Below are 18,272 nucleotides of genomic sequence, written 5' to 3' on the forward strand. Positions count from 1 at the left end.
AATTCCTTTTCGTCAAACTTGGCTGCGCAGATTTTTAGAGATTTTCTTCACGATCATCGCAAAGGTATCACTAGTGCTTGCGATACTTATTGCGCTTGTGTTGGCTGTTCTATCGGGCGCCACGGACTGGACTGGCGCTTGGCCAACCACAAGACGAGCGCGATTTAGAGTGATCCTGCTACTGGTCGTCGTTATTGCAATTTTGACAGCGTTGACCTGTGCAATATGTTTGCAATCGACAGTCTAAGTGGATGATGTAATTTTTTTTGGCTAAATATTATAAATTTAAATAGAGATTGCGGCCGAGAAAAATGGATATCCACATGGGTCGAAGCTGTTGCGTTTGTGATGCCGTGAGGAGTGAATGCAAATCAATTTGATCGATTCTAAGTGATGCGCCGATAGTGCCAGCGACGCAGTGTGATCCAAGATAAAATTCGGAAAAGTATGGGAACTATTCGCCAGGGGAATTCTGCTGCAGCAGCACTGCTGTTTATCGCGGCCAGTGTGTCGGCACAAGAAGCGCCGCGCCTGATCATTCCGGGCAACGACCAGCAAACCCGACAGCAGGAAGAGGCACGTGAGCGCGAACGGGTAGTCTCTGCGCCCGGGGTGCGATCGGAAGTGGTGCGAAGTGCTGAGGTTCCAGCGCTGCCATCCGAAATGCCATGCTTCCGCATCGATCGTTTCGCGCTCGATGTACCCGATGCGCTACCCGCTTCCTTGAAATCGCAAGGCGCGTCGGCATTGCCGATGGATCGTTTCGCTTTCGCGCGGGAATGGCTCGATCACTATGCCGGCCAGTGCGTCGGCAAACAGGGTCTTGACGTCCTCGTCAAGGGCCTGTCGCAAGCGATCCTGGCGCGCGGATACGTCACGACACGCGTGTTGCTGCCGGAACAGGATCTGTCGACCGGCACCCTTAAGTTTTCGCTGATCCCCGGCGTAATCCGCCACATCCGCTTCGCCGACGACAAACTCCGCGGCACCTGGAAAACCGCCTTCCCGACCCGCGATGGCGAACTGCTGAACCTGCGCGACCTCGAACAGGGTCTCGAGCAGATGAAACGCGTGTCGAGCCAAGACGTATCGATGCAGATCGTCCCGGCCGACGTACCCGGCGAAAGCGACGTCGTGCTCGACGTGAAGCGCGGCAAACCCTTGACTGTCGTCGCTTCGATCGACAACTCGGGCACACGGGCAACAGGCCGTCTACAGGGCAACTTGTCGCTCGGTATCGACAACCCGCTCGGCCTGAACGATATCTTCAACATCGGCGTGAGCCAGGATCTCGAATTCGGTGACAAGCGGCTCGGCTCGCACGGCTGGAACGGTTTCTATTCGATCCCGTGGGGCTACTGGACCGCGACGCTCTCCGCATACACGAGCACGTACTACCAGCAGATCGCTGGCGTAAATCAGACGTTCATCGCGAGCGGCAATTCGAAGACGATCGACTTCAAGCTGAACCGCGTGCTGTCGCGTAGCCAGAACGACGTGTTCGGCGCACAGTTCCGCTTGTCGCGCAGGTTCGGGCAAAGCTTCATCGAAGACACCGAAATTCCGCAGCAGCGGCGCAACAACACGTTCGTCGAATTTGGCCTGACCGATCGGCACTACTTCGGCAACGCGCAGTTCGACGGCACGCTCGCGTACCGGCAGGGCATCGGCGCATTCGGCGCGCAGGACGACATAATGGCAGCCGACGGCGGCCCGACCTACCGCTACAAGATGGCCGTGCTCGACGCGAATCTGTCGGTGCCGTTCGCGATCGAGCAGCAGCCGTTCCGCTACGTGACGACGTTCCACGGTCAGTACACGGGCAATACGCTGTACTACATCGACGACCTGACGATCGGCAGCCGTTACACGGTGCGCGGATTCGACGGGGAAACGATGCTGGCCGCCTCCCGTGGCTTCTATTGGCGCAACGAGCTGCAGGCGCCGATCGGCCAAACCGGGCAGGTGGTCTATGCCGGCATCGACTACGGCCGCGTGTGGGGGCCGCAGCCGATCACGCTCGTCGGCACGCAACTGGCAGGCGCCGTGATCGGCGTGAAGGGCAGCGTCGCGACCCGATTGGGCGCCTACGGTTACGACCTCTTCGCCGGTACACCGATCTACAAGCCGTCCGGATTCCCGACGGCACGCGTGACGGTTGGTTTTCAGGTCACGGCACAGTTCTGACGCAGTAACCGCGATCCGATAGCCGGCCTGCTGTCGTTGGAGACGCTACTGGCCGGGATCGTCGCGATCCCGATCAGCCCCGTTGGTTGCCGCAGGTGGTCTACCAGGCACTCGAGTATCAGAGCCCCCGAACTGTCGTAGCAGCTGAAGCGCAAGGAAATGGCTCCCGTCGGGTGCGGGAATAACAGGCGATGCGGAAATCTCCCTCCAAACCATTTGCCCACATTTCGTCATTTAGCTAATATTCAAAACGTCAAACGAAACCGCACCCCATGGACGACGTCACCCGCATCAGCGCTTTGGCCAACGAAAGCCGTCTGGCCGTGCTGCGCTGGCTCAAGCAGCCGCGCAGGCATTTCCCGCCGCAGCCGCATGGCGACTTCGACGCGCTCGGCGTGTGCTGCACGTACATCACCGAGAAGCTCGGCATCGCGCCGGCCACGACCACGCGCCACATGCGCATCCTCGCGGATGCCGGGCTCGTGCGGGCGACCCGCGTCGGCAAGTTCACGTACTACAAGCGGATCGACGGCGCGCTGCAGCAGCTCGGCCACGATCTCTCGCAACTCTGACTCCCACCGAGGCAACCGACATGGACGAACTTGCATTGCTGGCCGACGCCGACCGGCGCGCGCACGCGTATCTGGCTGCAACCGCCGACCGGCGCGCGTTTCCCGACGCGGCCGCGCTGGCTGGCCTCGCCGCGTTCGACGAACCGTTGCCCGATACGGGCCGCCCGGCCGACGACGTGCTGCGCCTGCTCGACGAGCACGGCACGCCCGCGACGGTCGCATCGAACGGCCCGAACTACTTCGGCTTCGTGATCGGCGCGACGCTGCCGGCCGCGGCGGCCGCCGAGCGGTTGATGCTTGCGTGGGACCAGTGCGCATCGTCGTATGCGAATTCGCCGGTGGCCGCGACGCTCGAACGGCAGGCCGCGCGCTGGGTCGTCGATGCGCTCGCGTTGCCCGAAGGCAGCGCGGTCGGCTTCGGCACGAGCGCGACGGCCTGCACGCTCGTCGCGCTGGTGGCCGCGCGGCGTGCGCTGCTCGCGCGCAAGGGCTGGGATATCGATGAAGACGGCCTGGTCGGTGCGCCCGAAGTGAAGGTCGTGATTTCCGCGCTCGCGCACATCACGGTGAAGAAGGCGCTGCGCGTGCTCGGCTTCGGGATGAAGCGCATCGTCGTCGCGCCGGTCGACGTACACGGCCGCATCGACCCCGCGCAGATGCCGCCGCTCGACGACATGACCATTTTCTGCGTGCAGGCCGGCGAAGTGAACACCGGTGAATTCGATCCGTTCGCGGTGCTGATCCCGCCCGCGAAGGCGGCGGGCGCATGGGTGCACGTGGACGGCGCATTCGGCCTGTGGGCGCGCGCCTCGTCGAAGCGCGCGCTGACGGACGGCATCGACGGCGCGGACAGCTGGACGACCGACGGCCACAAGTGGCTCAACACGCCGTACGACGGCGCGATGGTGATCTGCCGCGACGCAGCCGCGCTCGCGACCGCGATGAACAGCGACGCCGTCTACCTGAGCGGCGCGCAGGATGCGCAGAAGAACCTGAACCTCGAATTCTCGCGGCGTGCGCGCGGCATTCCGGTCTGGGCCGCGCTGCGTTCGCTCGGCCGCGCCGGCGTGGCGACGCTGGTCGAGCGGCATTGCGCGCAGGCGGCGCGGGTCGCGGACGGCCTGCGGGCGGCCGGCTACGACGTGCTGAACCGCGTTGTGCTGAACCAGGTGCTCGTGCGCGCCGGCACCGACGACGAAACCGCCGCGATCCTCGACGCCGCGCAGGCGTCGGGCGACGTGTGGTTCGGTGCGACCGTGTGGCAGGGGCGGCCGGCGTTCCGGATCAGCGTATCGTCGTGGCGCACGGAAGATGCGCACATCGACCGGCTCGTCGCGTTGCTGACCGAGCTGCGCGGCGTGCACGTGCGTTGAACGTCACGCATCGTCCTGATTCACGACGGTTGCAGACGCCGCCTTCAGGCATTCGATGAAATGCAGCGCGGCCGGCGTCAGCAACGCATGCCGCCGCATCACGATCGCGACCGTCAACGCGGGCATCGGCTCGGCGAGGTCCAGCGCGACGATGCCGCGCGACTTGCGTTCGACGTCGGCGAGCGGCCGTGCGAACACGCCGAGCGCATCCGTCTGCGACACGAGCCCGAGCGTCGCCGCAAACGACGGGCAGTGCACCACCCGCTTCGGCGTGTCGATGCCGAACGGCATGAAGATCGAGCGCACCAGATCGTCCCCGCCTTCGCCGTAGCGCGGCACGCACCATTGCGCATCGACGAGTTCGCGCAACGAGCGGGCGTGTGCGAGCCGATGGCGGTTTCTCGCGACGACCGCGAACGCCGTCCGGAACAACGGAATGCTGACGAATTCGTCGGGGTCCGGCAGCGCGTTCGACAGCTGATGCGTGACGATGAAGTCGAGCGAACCGTCGCGCAGCCGCGCGAGATCCGTCGCGGTCAGCGCATCGTCGACGTTCAGCGTCGCGCCGGGCAGGTCGCGCGCGAATGCCGCGAACGCGCGCGGCAGGATCGTCAACGCGACCGTCGGGCTGACCGCGATCGACACCGAGCCGGTCGTGCCCAGCCGCAATTGCTCGATTTCGTCGCGCGTGCGCTGGATCTCCTCGACGATCAGGCGCGCACGAATCGCGAACGCGCTGCCGTAGTCGGTCAGTGCGATCCCTTTCACGCTGCGCATGACGAGCGGCACGCCCAGCTCCTGTTCGAGTTCACGCACGATGCTGCTGATGGCCGGTTGCGTAACGCCGAGCGCGCGCGCCGCGCCGCGAATGGTGCGATGCTCGGCGACCGCGAGAAACGCATCGAGCTGCTTGAGCTTCATGGGTGACCGATCCGGTGACGAAGAAAGCGCGGGGTTCCGGGTGGAACGCCAGGTGACAAGAAAAAATTATCGTCTACAACGAAATCTTGGATTTTTCTTATTGGGTCGAGTGTATATGCTCGGTGCTTTTCAGGAGCGGCGACGATGATGCTCGTTAACCAGCAAAGGCTGTGGGATTCGTTGATGGAGATGGCGGCGATCGGCGCGACCGCGCATGGCGGCAGTTGCCGGCTCGCGCTGAGCGACGACGACGCGCGCGGCCGGCGCCGCTTCATCGCGTGGTGCGAGGCGGCCGGTTGCGAGATCCGCGTCGATCCGATCGGCAACGTGTTCGCGCGCCGGCCGGGCACGCAGCCCGAGCTGCCGGCCGTGATGTGCGGCAGCCATCTCGACACGCAGCCGCTCGGCGGCCGCTTCGACGGCGTCTATGGCGTGCTCGCGGGCCTCGAAGCGATCCGCACGCTGAACGAGCACGGGATCGAAACGCGGCATCCGATCGAAGTCGTCGCATGGACCAACGAAGAGGGTTCGCGCTTCACGCCGGGCATGATGGGCTCGGCCGTCTACGCAGGCTCGCTGGATCTCGACTACGCACTGGATCGCCCGTGCATGCAGACGGGCGTGCTGCTCCGCGACGAGCTCGAACGGACCGGCTTCGCCGGCCCTGCGCGCGAGCGGCAGATGCCGCAAGCGTATTTCGAAGCGCATATCGAACAAGGGCCGGTGCTGGAGCAGGCCGGCTTGCCGATCGGCGTCGTGACGGGCGTGCAGGGCATCTACGAACTCGACGTCACGGTGACCGGTTTCGAATCGCATGCGGGCACGACGCCGATGAGCGTGCGTCGCGACGCGATGGGGGCGGCGGCCGCGATGATCGCCGCGATCATCGAGCACGGCCACGCGTTCGACGCCGATGCGCGCGTAACGGTGGGCCATGTTGCGTGCCAGCCGAATTCGCCGAGCACGATACCGGGCAAGGTCCGGTTCAGCGTCGACGTGCGCCACCCGTCGCAGCCTGCATTGCAGCAGCTCGTCGCCGACATCGAAGCGATCTGCGTAGAGCGCACCGCGCTGCGCGGCGCGAGCGTGGAGGTGCAGACGATCGCCGAATACGAGCCGGTGGTGTTCGATGCCGAATGCGTCGCACGCGTGCGGCAGGCAACGGCCGCCGCCGGCTATCCGTACCTGGAGATGTGCAGCGGCGCGGGGCACGACGCGGTGAACCTGTCGTACGTCGCGCCGTCCGCGATGGTGTTCGTGCCATGCAAGGCCGGCCTGAGCCACAACGAAGCGGAAGATGCCGATCCGGTGCACCTCGCTCAGGGCGCGTCGGTGCTGGTGAACCTGCTGGCCGATTGCGCGCGCTAGCCGTATCGCAGGGGCGGCCTGGCGTACCTTTCGAGCGTGAAAATGTCGGACAATAGCCGCTGCGCGCGCCACGTCGGCGCCGCGTTCAATAGACGCATTCACGCTTGCGAGATCCCCATGCCAACGCCCTTTCCCCGGGAACTGCTGAAGGCCGCCGATATCGAGAAGATGGAACCGGCGCGCGCGGTGCATTCGCTGAATCCCAATGCCGTTCGTCTCAAGCGACAACTCAGCGACCTGACCGGTCTGACGCAATTCGGTGTCCATCTGCTCACGCTGATGCCCGGTCACGAATCGGCCGAATATCACCGTCACCTATACGAAGAAGAATTCGTGTACGTGCTGTCCGGCACGGGCTCGGTCACGATCGGCGAACGCGCCAGTGAAATCGGATCGGGCGACTTCATCGGCTTTCCGCGCGGCGGTGAAGCGCATACGGTGCAGAACACGGGCGAAGCGCCGCTGGAGCTGCTCGTCGGCGGGCAGCGGCTCGAACACGACGTCTGCGAATACCCGCGAATCGGCAAACGGCTTTATATCGCGGGCGAGCTTGAAGACTATGTCGAGCTGCCGAAACAGCCGTAAAGACCCATCGCATCCGCGATGCCGGATTCCATATAAAAAATCGAATCAACTCTATCTTGTTTAGATAAACAAAATAAAAATTCGTAAAAATACGGGGTAGAGAAATCGCGTTTATTTGGGCACGCTTGTGCGCATTGTCCGTTCCTGAGCGCCGGTATTTCGACATGCCGGCGCGTCTTTTTTCGGTCACCCGAATGCGGCAATAAATACACGCGTCCGGCAGTTTCGACCGATTGACTGCGTACGCGGCAAGTCACGAAAAGATTCCTGGCTGGAAGCTCAGTAGTTCGAACCAACAGCTTGATTCAAGAGCGAAACGGAGACAGGCGATGTCGAGGAACTGGGGGTTGGGAACGGCGCTGCTGGCGCTGTGCGTTGTCTTGGCTGCATGCGGCGGTGACGGCGATTCGCCGTCGGCAGCGGCTTCGAATCTGTCGGCCGCGGCGCATTCGCAAGGCAACGAAGACGGCAACGGCGGCGACGACAACCGCAATGGAAACGACGAGAGCAACGGCAACGAGGCGTCGAAGAAAAACGCCGACATCCGCGTCGTCCAGTACGTCAATCCGCTGATCGGCACCGATTACGCGACCGACCAGCCGGCCGACCCGGTCGGCTCGGGTCTCGGCGGCGGCACGTTCCCGGGGCCGACGGTTCCGTTCGGGATGATGCAGTGGAGCCCGATGACGCCCACTGCGCAATACGACAGCCGCAAAGGCGACGGCTCCGGCTTCTCCGGCGGCTACTGGTACGGCGATACGTCGATCGACGCATTCAGCATCCTGCACCTGAGCGGCACCGGCTGCTGGGCGAACGGCGGCTACCTGAACGTGATGCCGCAACTCGCACCCGGCGACGCCGGCACGCCGGCCAGCTTCAGCCACGCGAACGAAACCGCGCAGGCCGGCTACTACGGCGTCACGCTCGGCAACGGCATCAAGGCCGAGCTGACGACGACGGTACGCACCGGCTTCGCGCGCTTCACGTATCCGGCACTCGCGCAGGGCCAGCAGGCGACGATCGCGATCGATCCGACCGTGCTGAACAACCGTGCGCAGGGCACGACGGCCGACACGGTCAGCCAGGTTGGCGACCGGGCGTTGTCGGGCACGATCGCGGGCGGCGGGTTCTGCTGGGCCGGGCATGCGGTGCCTGTCTACTACTACGCGGAATTCAGCCAGCCGTTCGCGGCGAAGCCCGCGCTGTCGAACAACCGCCCCGTGACGTTGACGTTCAACGTCGACCGCAAGCATCCGGACGTGATGATGAAGCTTGGCATCTCGTTCGTCAGCGAAGCGAATGCGAAGGCGAACCTGCGCGCGGAGAATCCGGAAACGGATGCGCAAGGCAGCCGGAGCTGGCGCTTCGACAAGGTGCGCAGCGCAGCGAGCGCCGCATGGAACGCCCGCCTGAACGCGATCCAGGTGACGGGTGGCAACGAAGCCGACAAGACGAAGTTCTACACCGCGTTGTATCACGCGTCGTTGCACCCGAACGTGTTCAACGACGTGAACGGCCAGTATCCGGACTTCTACGCGTCGAACGGCGCATCGACGGCGCCGACGCGCCAGGTCGACAAGGGCCGCACGATGTACGCGAACTTCTCCGGCTGGGACATCGACCGCTCGTTCATCCAGCTGCAGGCGCTGCTCGACCCGGTGCGCACCAGCGATATCGTGCAGTCGCTCGTGCTCGATGCGAAGGCGTGCGGCGCGTTCCCGCGCTGGGCGTACTTCAATACCGAAACGGCCGTGATGCCGGGCGATGCGGGGTCGATCATCACGGCGAACGCGTATGCGTTCGGCGCGACGAACTTCGATACGCAGGCCGCACTGTCGATCATGAAGACCAGCACCGCGCCGGGCGCCGCGTGCGCGGGCACGCCGGTGATGGGCAGCCGCGCGGACTACGACCGGCTCGGCTACGTGCCGGCATCGGGCAACGGTGACAACCAGACCGCGTCGAACACGCTCGAATACGCGCTGCGCGATTTCGCGGTGTCGCGCTTCGCGACGGCGCTTGGCGATACGGCGACGGCCGGCACGCTGCTGAAGTCGAGCGGCAACTGGCAAAACCTGTTCGACCAGGGCGCGATCCGGCCGAAGACGTCGGCCGGTGCGTGGGTGACCGACGGTTCGGGCTTCATGGAAGGCAATTCCGAGCAGTACACGTGGTACGTGCCGCACGATCTCGCCGGCGTGGTCGCGCAGGCGGGCGGCGCCGCACCGGTCGTGAAGCGGCTCGACACGTTCTTCACGCACCTGAACATCGGCACCGTGCAGCCGTATTTCTACGTCGGCAACGAAGTGACGATGGCCGTGCCGTGGGCCTATGCGTGGGCCGGCGCACCGTCGCATACGCAGCGCGTGCTGCACGCGTCGCTCGCGAGCGAGTTCGGCACCGGTGCGGCAGGGCTGCCCGGCAACGACGACCTCGGTGCGATCTCCGGCTGGTACGTGTGGGCCGCGCTCGGTCTCTATCCGGTCGTACCGGGCGTGAGCGGCGTCGCGCTGTCGAGCCCGCAGTTCGAGAAGATCACGGTGCGCGTCGGGCAGCACGACGGCAGCTACCGCCTGCTGCACATCGCCGCGCCGGGCGCGGGCTCGGGCGACGGCGCGTCGTTCTACGTGAAGTCGCTGAAGCTGAACGGCACACCTTACTCGACCGCGTGGCTGCCGTTCGAGCGCATCGCGAAGGGCGGGAAGCTGTCGTATTCGATGACGGCCGATGCGAGCGCCACGACGTGGGGCACCGATGCATCCGCGATGCCGTCGTTCCCGCGGGCGGGCGGCGCGCAGTAAATCCAGGGGATCAACGAGCGGTTCTTGCCAACAGGATCGACGAGAGAGAGGGAGGGACGAACGGATGAAGCTACGTCATGTGGTGGGTATCGGGTGCCTTGCCGTGTTGTCGGGGTGCGGAGGCGATCAGGGTTCGACGGATGCGAGCGTGCTGGCGCAGATATCGAACGCGCAGGGCGACCAGAACGATCAAGGCAACCAGAACGACCAGGGCGATCAGAACGATCAAGGCGAGAACGGCGGCGCGAGCAAGCGGTCGGTGCTGCGCAGCGTCGATCCGATGATCGGCACCGCGAACCTCGACATCAACGCGGACTGGGGCAGCGGTGTGCGCGGGCACGGTCACGTGTACCCGGGCGCGACCGTGCCGTTCGGGATGGTGCAGCTCGGGCCGGACACGACCGGCGGCGCGCATACGTTGCCGTGGAACTGGGATCGCACGTCGGGCTACCAGTACGACGATCCGTTCATCACCGGCTTCACGCATACGCACCTGTCGGGCACCGGCATCGGCTCGGGCGGCGAAGTGCGGTTCATGCCGACGCTCGCGCCGGTCGACAAGGCGACCTTGGCGAAGGTCGCCGCGGATGCGACGATCACCTACAACGCATCCTTCAGCCACGACGACGAAACCGCGAGCCCCGGCTATTACCGCGTGAAGATGGCGCCGGTCGGCAGCGGCAACACGCCGTGGAACGTGCAGGGCGCGAAGATCCTCGCGGAAATGACGGCGACCACGCACGCGGGCGTCCATCGCTATACGTACTTCCCGAGTGCGGCGACGCAGAAACGCAGCATGATCGTGAGCATCGACAACCCGATCGGCGGCTCGACCGCGAGCGGCAAGATCCAGGTCATCGACGCGCAGACGATCGCCGGCTGGCAGTTCACGAACAACTGGGCGAACAACAAGCCGACGTATTTCGTCGCGCGTTTCTCGAAGCCGTTCGATACGAAGCACGTCGCGTTCAGCGCGGACGGCTTCAAGGCGTACCTGACGTTCGCCGACGGCAGCGACGGCGGCGGCGCGGTCACCGTGAAAGTCGGCATCTCCCCGTCGGGCATCGCGGATGCGCAGGCCAATCTCGCGTCGGAAGTCGGCACGAAATCGTTCGACCAGGTGCGCGGCGCCGCGGAGCGCGTGTGGAGCGCCGCGCTCGACCGGATCCGGATCAAGGGCGGCACCGCCGACCAGCGGACGATGTTCTACACGTCGCTGTACCGCACGATGCTCGCGCCGACGGTCTACAACAACGCGGACGGCAGTTACGTCGGCATGGATTCGACCAATGACGGCACGAAGTCGCCGCCGACCACGAGCAAGCATGCGAACCCGGGCTTCGACTATTCGTCGACGTTCTCGCTGTGGGATACCTTCCGCGCCGAATCGCCGTTGATGACGCTGGTGCAGCCCGAGCGCGTCGACGGCTGGGTGAAGTCGCTGCTCACGCAGTTCAGGCAGAACGGCAAGGGCGAGCTGCCGGTGTGGCCGCTCGCGCAAACGGAAACCTTCACGATGGCCGGCCACCCGTCGATCCCGATGATCGCGGATGCGTACCTGAAGCACCTGACGAGCGCGGGCATCGACGACATCTGGACCGCCTTGACGACCACGCAGAGCGCAAGCGCGCACGGTTTCGATCAGTATCGGCAAAGCGGTTACGTGTTCGCCGGCGACAACGCGTCGGTGTCGACGACGCAGGACTATGCGTTCGACGACTGGGCGACGGCCGCGGTCGGCAAGGCGGCCGGCAGGAGCGCGGCCGACTACCGGCCGTACCTGCAACGCAGCCAGAACTACCGGAACGTGTTCAACCCGGTGCCGAACAACGGCTGGAAGTTCTCGCAGCCGAAGGACGCGCAAGGCAACTGGGTCGCGGGCTTCGATCCGTCGGCCGCCGAGAAGACGGACTTCTCCGAATCGAATTCGTGGGTCGATACGTGGAACATCTTCCACGACTTCCCGGGCCTCGTTGCGCTGCTCGGCGGCAAGAGCCAGTTCATCGCGCAGCTCGACCGCACGTTCGATCAGTCCAACCCGCTGACCTTCCTCAACAACCAGGGCTTTCCGGACCTGACCGGCCGCAGCGGCCAGTTCTTCGCGGGCAACGAGCCGGCGAACCACCTGCCGTACCTGTACGACGTCGCGGGCATGCCGTCGAAGACGCAGGACCGGGTGCGCACGGTGATGGACGACATGTACTCGCTGACGCTGACGGCCGGCGATCGCGCGTTACTGAGCGGCGACAGCCTGAAGGCCGCGGTGAACGATCCGCGGCGCGTACGCGATGCGGCGATTCCGGGCAACGACGATTGCGGCCAGCTGTCCGCGTGGTATGTGCTGTCCGCACTCGGCATCTATTCGCTGAATCCGGTCGGCGGCGTGTTCTACTTCGGCACGCCGCTGTTCGAGGAAGCGACGATCGACATCCCGGTTGCGTCGGGAAGCGGGGCGGGCGGGGTGTTGAAGTTCGGCGCGACGCGGCGCTTCAAGGTGAGCGCGCATACGGCGAGCGGCGGCGCGCCGTCGCCGGTCAACCGCTACGTGCAGTCGGTCAGCCTGAATGGCACGCCGCTGCACCGGCCGTACATCACCTATGACGAGATGAAGGCCGGCGGCACGCTCGACTTCGTGATGGGTTCGACGCCGAACGATGCGTGGGTTGGCCAGTGGAACGGCCAGGACCCGAACAGCGTGCTCGCGCCGTCGCTGGCGCTGGCCGGCAAGTAAGCCGCAAGCGGCCCGCTTCGACGGGGGCCGCGTTTCTTCACTCGGCCGTGTCGGTCTCGATCGCGAGGCCGGCCGCCTTCCACTCCGGAAAGCCGTCTTCGAGCCGCGCGGCCTTGAAGCCGCGTGCGCGCAATGCGGCGACGGCCTCGAACGCGAGCACGCAGTAAGGGCCGCGGCAGTACGCGACGATTTCCGTGCCGGCCGGCAGTTCGCCGAGGCGTTCTTCGAGGTTGCTCAATGGAATGTTCATCGCGCCGGGCAGGTGCCCGAGCGCGAATTCGTCGTGCGGACGCACGTCCAGCAGCGTAACGAGCCCGTCGGCCATCCGGCCGGTCAGCTCGCCGCGCGACACCGGCTCCAGCGCATCGCGCGCATGGAAGTAGTCGCCCAGCACCTGGTTGACCTCCGCGACATTGCGCTCGCCCACGCGGCCGAGCGCCTTCATCAGCACGACGACTTCGCTGTCGCCGGCGAGCCGATACACGATGTGCTTGCCGCGCCGCTCGGTATCGACGAGGCGTGCGCGCCGCAGGATCTGCAGGTGCCGCGACGTGTTCGCGAACGTCATCCCCGACAGCGTCGTCAGTTCCTCGACCGACCGCTCGCGCTGCGCGAGGTGCTCGAGCAGTTCGAGCCGGTTCGGGTGACCGATCGCCTGCGCGACCTCGGCGAGGCTCGCATAAATCGCTTGCTTGGGTCCCGTGCTTGACACGTGGCCTCTCCTCGATCAATCATTCATCAAATTGATTGAATGTTACCGCATCCGCGGGACAGGGGCAAATCCGATGATCCTCAGACCATTCCTGCATCCCGATACGGGAGGCATTTCATACCTGTTCGGCTGCGGCGGCAAGGCGGCCGGCGCGGTCGTCGATCCGGTCGCTCCGCCTGACGACTACCTGCGCGCGGCCGAGGCGGTCGGCATGAAGATCGCATACGTGATCGATACCCACGTGCATGCGGACCACCTGTCGACCGGCCGTGCGCTGGCCGACGTGGCCGGCGCGGCGTACGTGCTGTCCGCGCGGGCCGATGTGGCGGTGCCGTTTACCGGCGTCGGGGAGGGCGACCGGCTCGCGCTCGGCAACGTCGCCGTCGACGTGCTGCACACGCCTGGCCACACGCCCGAGCACATCAGCCTGCTGGTGACGGATCGCACGCGCGCCGACGAGCCGTGGTTCGTGCTGACCGGCCATACGCTGATGATCGGCGACGTCGGCCGCACCGAGCTGGCCGTCAGCGCCGAAACGGGGGCGCGCGACCTGTTCCGCAGCGTCCGGCGGCTGGCCGCGTTGCCCGACCACGTCGAAGTGCTGCCCGGCGCGTTCTCGGGCTCCGTGTGCGGACGCGGGCTCAGCGGGAAACCGGCGTCGACGATCGGGTTCGAGAAGCGCTACAACGCGGCGCTGCGCATCGACGACGAAGACGCGTTCGTCCGCTTCATGCTGGCCGACGTGCCGCCCGCACCGCCGGCCGCTGCGCAGCTGCGCGCGGCCAACGCGGGGCGCGACGCGGCGGGAGGCTGACGTGATGACGAATGGAGCGGTGGCGCGCGGCGGGCGCGCAGTGGCGCTCGGCCTGCGCGCGAACTGGCGGCAATTCGCGCTGCTCGTGCTGGTCAACGCGTTCGTCGGCGGGATGGTCGGCATCGAGCGCACGGTCGTGCCGCTGATCGGGTCGGAGCAGTTCCATCTCGAATCGACCACGCTGATCACGTCGTTCATCGTCAGCTTCGGGCTGGTGAAGGCGTTCGCCAACCTCGTGTCGGGCCAGCTCGCCGATACGTGGGGGCGCAAGCGCGTGCTGATCGTCGGCTGGCTGCTCGGCCTGCCGGTGCCGTTCATGATCATCGCGGCGCCGAACTGGGAATGGGTGATCGCCGCGAACGTGCTGCTCGGCTTGAGCCAGGGGTTCGCATGGTCGATGACGGTGATCATGAAGGTCGACCTGGTCGGCCCGAGGAGCCGCGGCCTCGCGGTCGGCCTGAACGAATTCGCCGGCTACTTCGCGGTGGGCGCGACCGCGTTCGCGACCGGTTATCTCGCGAGCCGCCATGGATTGCGGCCGACGCCGATCTATCTCGGCGTGTTCTACGCGATCGCGGGGTTGCTGCTGTCGATCCTCGTCGTGCGCGATACGCGCGAGCATGTGCGACTCGAAAGCGGCAAGCCGGGCGGCGCGTCCGCATTGTCGTTCCGCGAGGTTTTCCTGCTGACGTCGTTCCGCGACCGCAACCTGTTCGCGGCGTCGCAGGCCGGCATGATCAACAACCTCAACGACGGGATGAGCTGGGGCATTTTCCCGCTGTTCTTCACGACGCTCGGGCTCGGCATCGAGCGGATCGGCATCCTGAAAGCCGTCTATCCGATCGTATGGGGAGGTTGCCAGGTCGTCACCGGCCCGCTGAGCGACCGGTGGGGCCGCAAGGGGCTGATCGTCGCCGGAATGTGGGTGCAGGCGGCCGGGCTTGCGCTGACCGCGCTGACGGGGCAGTTCCGCTGGTGGCTCGTCGCGAGCGTGCTGCTCGGCCTGGGCACGGCGATGGTCTATCCGAGCCTGATTGCGGCTGTGTCCGATGCGTCCGAGCCTGGCTGGCGCGCGCGTTCGCTGAGCGTGTACCGGTTCTGGCGGGATCTCGGCTATGCGATCGGCGCGCTGTCGGCCGGCCTGATGGCCGATCGTTTCGGCTTCGCGGCGGCGATTCTCGTGGTGGCGGCCGTCACGTTCGCGTCAGGGGGCGTCGTCGCGCTTATGATGCGGGAACGCCACTGACAGGGTTCCCCGATATGGACGCGCCGCTCCCGCCGATGTCTGCCCCGATTGCCGAAACGGCCCCTGAAACCGAAGCCGCCGGCGAGCCGCGCGCGTCGCGCCTGCATCGGCCGGTTGCGCTCGTCACCGGCTCGACGTCGGGGATCGGCGCGGCCGTCGCGCGCCGCCTGGCGGCGGACGGCTACGCGGTGATCCTGCATTCGCGCCACTCGGCCAGCACCGGGCGCGAGATGGCGCGCGAACTCGGCGGGGCCTACGTGCAGGCCGATCTTGCGGACGATGCGGAGCGCGTGCGATTGATCCGCGGCGCGCTTGCCGTGCACGGGCGGCTCGACGTGCTCGTCAACAATGCAGGCGTCAGCCGCGTGATTCCGCATGACGACCTCGCGGCGGCCACCCCCGACGTGTGGCGCGAGATGCACGAGATCAACGTGATCGCGCCGTTCCGGCTCGTCGCCGAAGCGGAGGCCGCGCTGCGCGAGGCCGCGTCGCACGGGCGGGCCGGGTGCGTCGTGAACGTCAGCTCTCATGCGGGCGTGCGGCCGAAGGGCGCGTCGATTCCGTATGCGGCCGCGAAGGCCGCGCTCAATCACACGACACGGTTGCTCGCGCGTACGCTCGCGCCGGCGATCCGCGTCAATGCCGTGGCGCCGGGGCTCGTCGATACGCCGCTGACTGCCGACTGGACGGAAGCGCAGCAGTTGTGGCGCGAGCGCGCGCCGATGCGCCGCGCGGCGACGCCGGACGACATCGCGCAGACGGTCGCGATGCTCGTCGCATCCGATTACGTGACGGGCGAGATCGTGATGCTCGACGGCGGATTGAACCTGACGTGATGGGGTGATGCAGCGGCGCGCACGCGTCGCGTGCGCAACCGCCGGGGCGATCGGAAGGGTCGGGCGATCAGCCGAGGTTCGACCGCAACCGCGCGAGCGCCTGGTCGTGCGTGCGCTCGAACTTCAGCGGCGTGACCGCGATGTAGCCTTCGCCGAGCGCAACCGTTTCCGAATCCGCATCGTCGTCGCGCGGGGCACGCGCGAGCCTCAGCCAGTGATAGTCGATCTCGCGCGGATCGCGCCCCGACACGATCTCGACGCCCTGCAGCGTGCCGGCGCCCTGGTTCGTCACCTTCAGGCCGCGTACGTCGTCGGCCGGTCGCGGCGGGAAATTCACGTTGAGGCACGCATCGCTGTCCCAGCCGGCGGTGACGAGCCGACGGATGACGTCCGGCGCATGCGCGCGTGCGGTGCCCCACGGCACCGCGTTGCGATCGGTGAACGCCTGGCTTAGCGCGATGGCCGGTACGCCGACCAGCATGCTCGTCATCGCGGCGCCGACCGTGCCGGAAAACACCGTTTCGGTGCCGAGGTTCGCGCCGCGATTCACGCCCGATAGCACGACGTCGGGCCGCGCATCCTTCATCAGGTGGCTGACCGCGATCGCGACGCAATCGCCGGGCGTGCCGCGCACCGCGAAACGGCGCTCGCCCTTGCGATGCACGCGCAGCGGTTCGTGCAGGCTCAGCGAATGCGACGTGCCGCTCTGGTCTTCCGCCGGCGCGACGATCCACACTTCGCGCGCCAGTTGCGTGGCGACCTGTTCGAGTACTTCAAGGCCGGGGGCGTCGAATCCGTCGTCGTTGGTGAGCAGGACACGGTCGAACAGCGGGCGGGTTGCTTGCATCGGGACGATCCTCGCGGAGATGGACAATGAGAGGGGGAGTGCAGCGCCGCGGCCTGCGTGGCGCAAACCACAAGGCTAGCACCGCGGCGTGAGGATCGTCGTGTCACGCCACCGGCGTTCGGCGGCGCGGACGTGAAAACGGGCGCCTCGTGCGCCCGTTCGTCGTCGAATGTGCCGGCGATGCGGCGGGCCGGCACCGCTTAGCCGAGCAGGTAGCGCAGCAGGCCGGCCGAGACGACGCCGACGATGACGGTCGGCAGGATCGACAGGCGCGTCGCGGCGAGCAGCGTGATCGCGAGCGCGAGCAGGTCGGCGGGGCGCGTCGACACGAAGGCCGGCGCGATCACCGAGATCAGCACGCAGCCGGGCACGTTCTCCATCACCGACGCCATCCGCGGGCTCAGCGTGCGGTTGCGCAGCAGCACGTAGCCGAGGATGCGCGACAGATACGTCGTCGACGCCATCAGCACGATCGTCGCGACCGTGCTGAAATCCGGAAGCTCAGGCATCGCGCGGCTCCCACAGCAGCGCGGCGATCAGTCCCGCGCACGCGCCGGCCGCGACGTACCACGCGCCCGGCAACGCAAGATGCGTGGCCGCCGCGACGACGAGGCTCACGAACCACGGGCGGCTCGCGCGCATCCCTTTCCACATCCCGCGCAGCAGCACCAGAAACACGGCCGTGAACGCCATGTCGAAGCCGTACTGCTCGACGTTGCCGATCGTCGGGCCGACTGCTGCGCCGAGCGTCGTCATCGAGATCCACGTCAGGTAGAGCCCCATGCAGATGCCCGCGTAATAGGGCACGCTGATGTGCGTGGCCGAGCGCGCCCTGGCGTCGGCGAGCGACATCGCCCAGCTCTCGTCGCACATGAAGAACAGCGCGATGAACGCGCGGCGGCGCGGCAGGCGCCGGATGTACGGCTCGAATGCGGCGCCCATCAGGATGTGGCGCGAATTCACGAGGAACGACATCGCGACGATCAGCGCGATGTGCGGCGGCGACGTCCACAAATGGATCGCCGCGAATTCCGAGCCGCCGCCGAAGTTCAGGCCCGTCATCATCGGCACCTCGAACAGGCTCAGCCCTTTCTGCGCGGCCTGCGCGCCCAGCACGAGCGCGAACGGCACGAAACCCAGCATGACGGGCAGCGCCGCGCGCAAACCGCGACCCATCTCGGCGACATAGGCGGGCTTGTCGCGAAGCCCGGACGACGTTGAAACGCTACTGCTCATTACTCCTCCTTCGGGGGAGGGATTGTCTGCTTTTTTGACTCGA

Annotated in this window: 15 protein-coding genes; 10 read left to right on the forward strand and 5 right to left on the reverse strand. The window is 66.3% G+C overall.

Annotated elements, in window-relative coordinates; translation table 11 throughout:
• Positions 1 to 447 precede the first annotated feature (447 nt).
• From BLA15945_RS13535 to BLA15945_RS13545, 3 genes are all read left to right on the forward strand, one after another.
• A complete protein-coding gene (locus tag BLA15945_RS13535; protein WP_174992612.1) occupies positions 448 to 2,187 on the forward strand; it encodes a ShlB/FhaC/HecB family hemolysin secretion/activation protein in 1,740 nt (579 codons plus the stop codon).
• 272 nt (positions 2,188 to 2,459) lie between these two features.
• Positions 2,460 to 2,759, forward strand: a complete 300-nt coding sequence (locus BLA15945_RS13540; RefSeq protein WP_174992613.1) for an ArsR/SmtB family transcription factor — start codon at positions 2,460 to 2,462, stop codon at positions 2,757 to 2,759.
• A gap of 20 nt (positions 2,760 to 2,779) precedes the next feature.
• Positions 2,780 to 4,132, forward strand: a complete 1,353-nt coding sequence (locus tag BLA15945_RS13545; RefSeq protein WP_174992614.1) for a pyridoxal phosphate-dependent decarboxylase family protein — start codon at positions 2,780 to 2,782, stop codon at positions 4,130 to 4,132.
• 3 nt (positions 4,133 to 4,135) lie between these two features.
• On the opposite strand, the gene BLA15945_RS13550 is transcribed toward BLA15945_RS13545, so the two are convergent.
• Positions 4,136 to 5,053 carry a LysR family transcriptional regulator gene (locus BLA15945_RS13550; protein ID WP_174992615.1) on the reverse strand — a complete coding sequence of 306 codons (918 nt, stop codon included), beginning with the start codon at positions 5,051 to 5,053 and terminating at the stop codon, positions 4,136 to 4,138.
• A 144-nt stretch (positions 5,054 to 5,197) separates the two neighbouring features.
• On the opposite strand from BLA15945_RS13550, the gene BLA15945_RS13555 reads away from it, so the two are divergent.
• From BLA15945_RS13555 to BLA15945_RS13570, 4 genes are all read left to right on the forward strand, one after another.
• Positions 5,198 to 6,421, forward strand: a complete 1,224-nt coding sequence (locus BLA15945_RS13555) for a Zn-dependent hydrolase (RefSeq protein WP_059237893.1) — start codon at positions 5,198 to 5,200, stop codon at positions 6,419 to 6,421.
• 117 nt (positions 6,422 to 6,538) lie between these two features.
• Complete coding sequence (locus tag BLA15945_RS13560) at positions 6,539 to 7,006, forward strand: cupin domain-containing protein (protein ID WP_174992678.1); 468 nt, start codon at positions 6,539 to 6,541, stop codon at positions 7,004 to 7,006.
• Positions 7,007 to 7,335: 329 nt separating this feature from the next.
• Positions 7,336 to 9,807, forward strand: a complete 2,472-nt coding sequence (locus tag BLA15945_RS13565) for a GH92 family glycosyl hydrolase (protein ID WP_174992616.1) — start codon at positions 7,336 to 7,338, stop codon at positions 9,805 to 9,807.
• Positions 9,808 to 9,871: 64 nt separating this feature from the next.
• Positions 9,872 to 12,538 carry a GH92 family glycosyl hydrolase gene (locus BLA15945_RS13570; protein WP_174992617.1) on the forward strand — a complete coding sequence of 889 codons (2,667 nt, stop codon included), beginning with the start codon at positions 9,872 to 9,874 and terminating at the stop codon, positions 12,536 to 12,538.
• 37 nt (positions 12,539 to 12,575) lie between these two features.
• Here BLA15945_RS13570 and BLA15945_RS13575 read toward each other — a convergent pair whose 3' ends face one another.
• A complete protein-coding gene (locus tag BLA15945_RS13575; RefSeq protein ID WP_174992618.1) occupies positions 12,576 to 13,250 on the reverse strand; it encodes an ArsR/SmtB family transcription factor in 675 nt (224 codons plus the stop codon).
• A 73-nt stretch (positions 13,251 to 13,323) separates the two neighbouring features.
• On the opposite strand from BLA15945_RS13575, the gene BLA15945_RS13580 reads away from it, so the two are divergent.
• From BLA15945_RS13580 to BLA15945_RS13590, 3 genes are read left to right on the forward strand one after another with little or no spacing between them, the layout of a single operon-like run.
• Positions 13,324 to 14,064 (forward strand): MBL fold metallo-hydrolase, encoded by a 741-nt coding sequence (locus BLA15945_RS13580; RefSeq protein WP_174992619.1) that lies wholly within the window; start codon positions 13,324 to 13,326, stop codon positions 14,062 to 14,064.
• 4 nt (positions 14,065 to 14,068) lie between these two features.
• A complete protein-coding gene (locus BLA15945_RS13585; protein WP_174992679.1) occupies positions 14,069 to 15,310 on the forward strand; it encodes an MFS transporter in 1,242 nt (413 codons plus the stop codon).
• 14 nt (positions 15,311 to 15,324) lie between these two features.
• Positions 15,325 to 16,146 carry an SDR family NAD(P)-dependent oxidoreductase gene (locus BLA15945_RS13590; RefSeq protein WP_174992620.1) on the forward strand — a complete coding sequence of 274 codons (822 nt, stop codon included), beginning with the start codon at positions 15,325 to 15,327 and terminating at the stop codon, positions 16,144 to 16,146.
• A 67-nt stretch (positions 16,147 to 16,213) separates the two neighbouring features.
• Here the strand turns inward: BLA15945_RS13590 and surE are convergent, their stop codons facing one another.
• The 3 genes from surE to BLA15945_RS13605 all read right to left on the reverse strand — a co-directional run bounded on the left by surE (position 16,214) and on the right by BLA15945_RS13605 (position 18,229).
• Positions 16,214 to 16,993, reverse strand: coding sequence for a 5'/3'-nucleotidase SurE (gene surE, locus BLA15945_RS13595; RefSeq protein WP_174992621.1), 780 nt, complete (start codon positions 16,991 to 16,993; stop codon positions 16,214 to 16,216).
• A gap of 200 nt (positions 16,994 to 17,193) precedes the next feature.
• Entirely contained in the window at positions 17,194 to 17,502 is a 309-nt protein-coding gene (locus BLA15945_RS13600) for an AzlD family protein (RefSeq protein ID WP_059237885.1), read from the reverse strand.
• On the reverse strand, positions 17,495 to 18,229 hold the full coding sequence (locus BLA15945_RS13605) for an AzlC family ABC transporter permease (RefSeq protein WP_059237884.1): 735 nt from the start codon (positions 18,227 to 18,229) through the stop codon (positions 17,495 to 17,497). The genes BLA15945_RS13600 and BLA15945_RS13605 overlap by 8 nt, the downstream gene beginning before the upstream one ends.
• Positions 18,230 to 18,272 lie beyond the last annotated feature (43 nt).

The sequence above is a fragment of the Burkholderia arboris genome (assembly GCF_902499125.1).
Taxonomy (GTDB): Bacteria; Pseudomonadota; Gammaproteobacteria; order Burkholderiales; family Burkholderiaceae; genus Burkholderia; species Burkholderia arboris.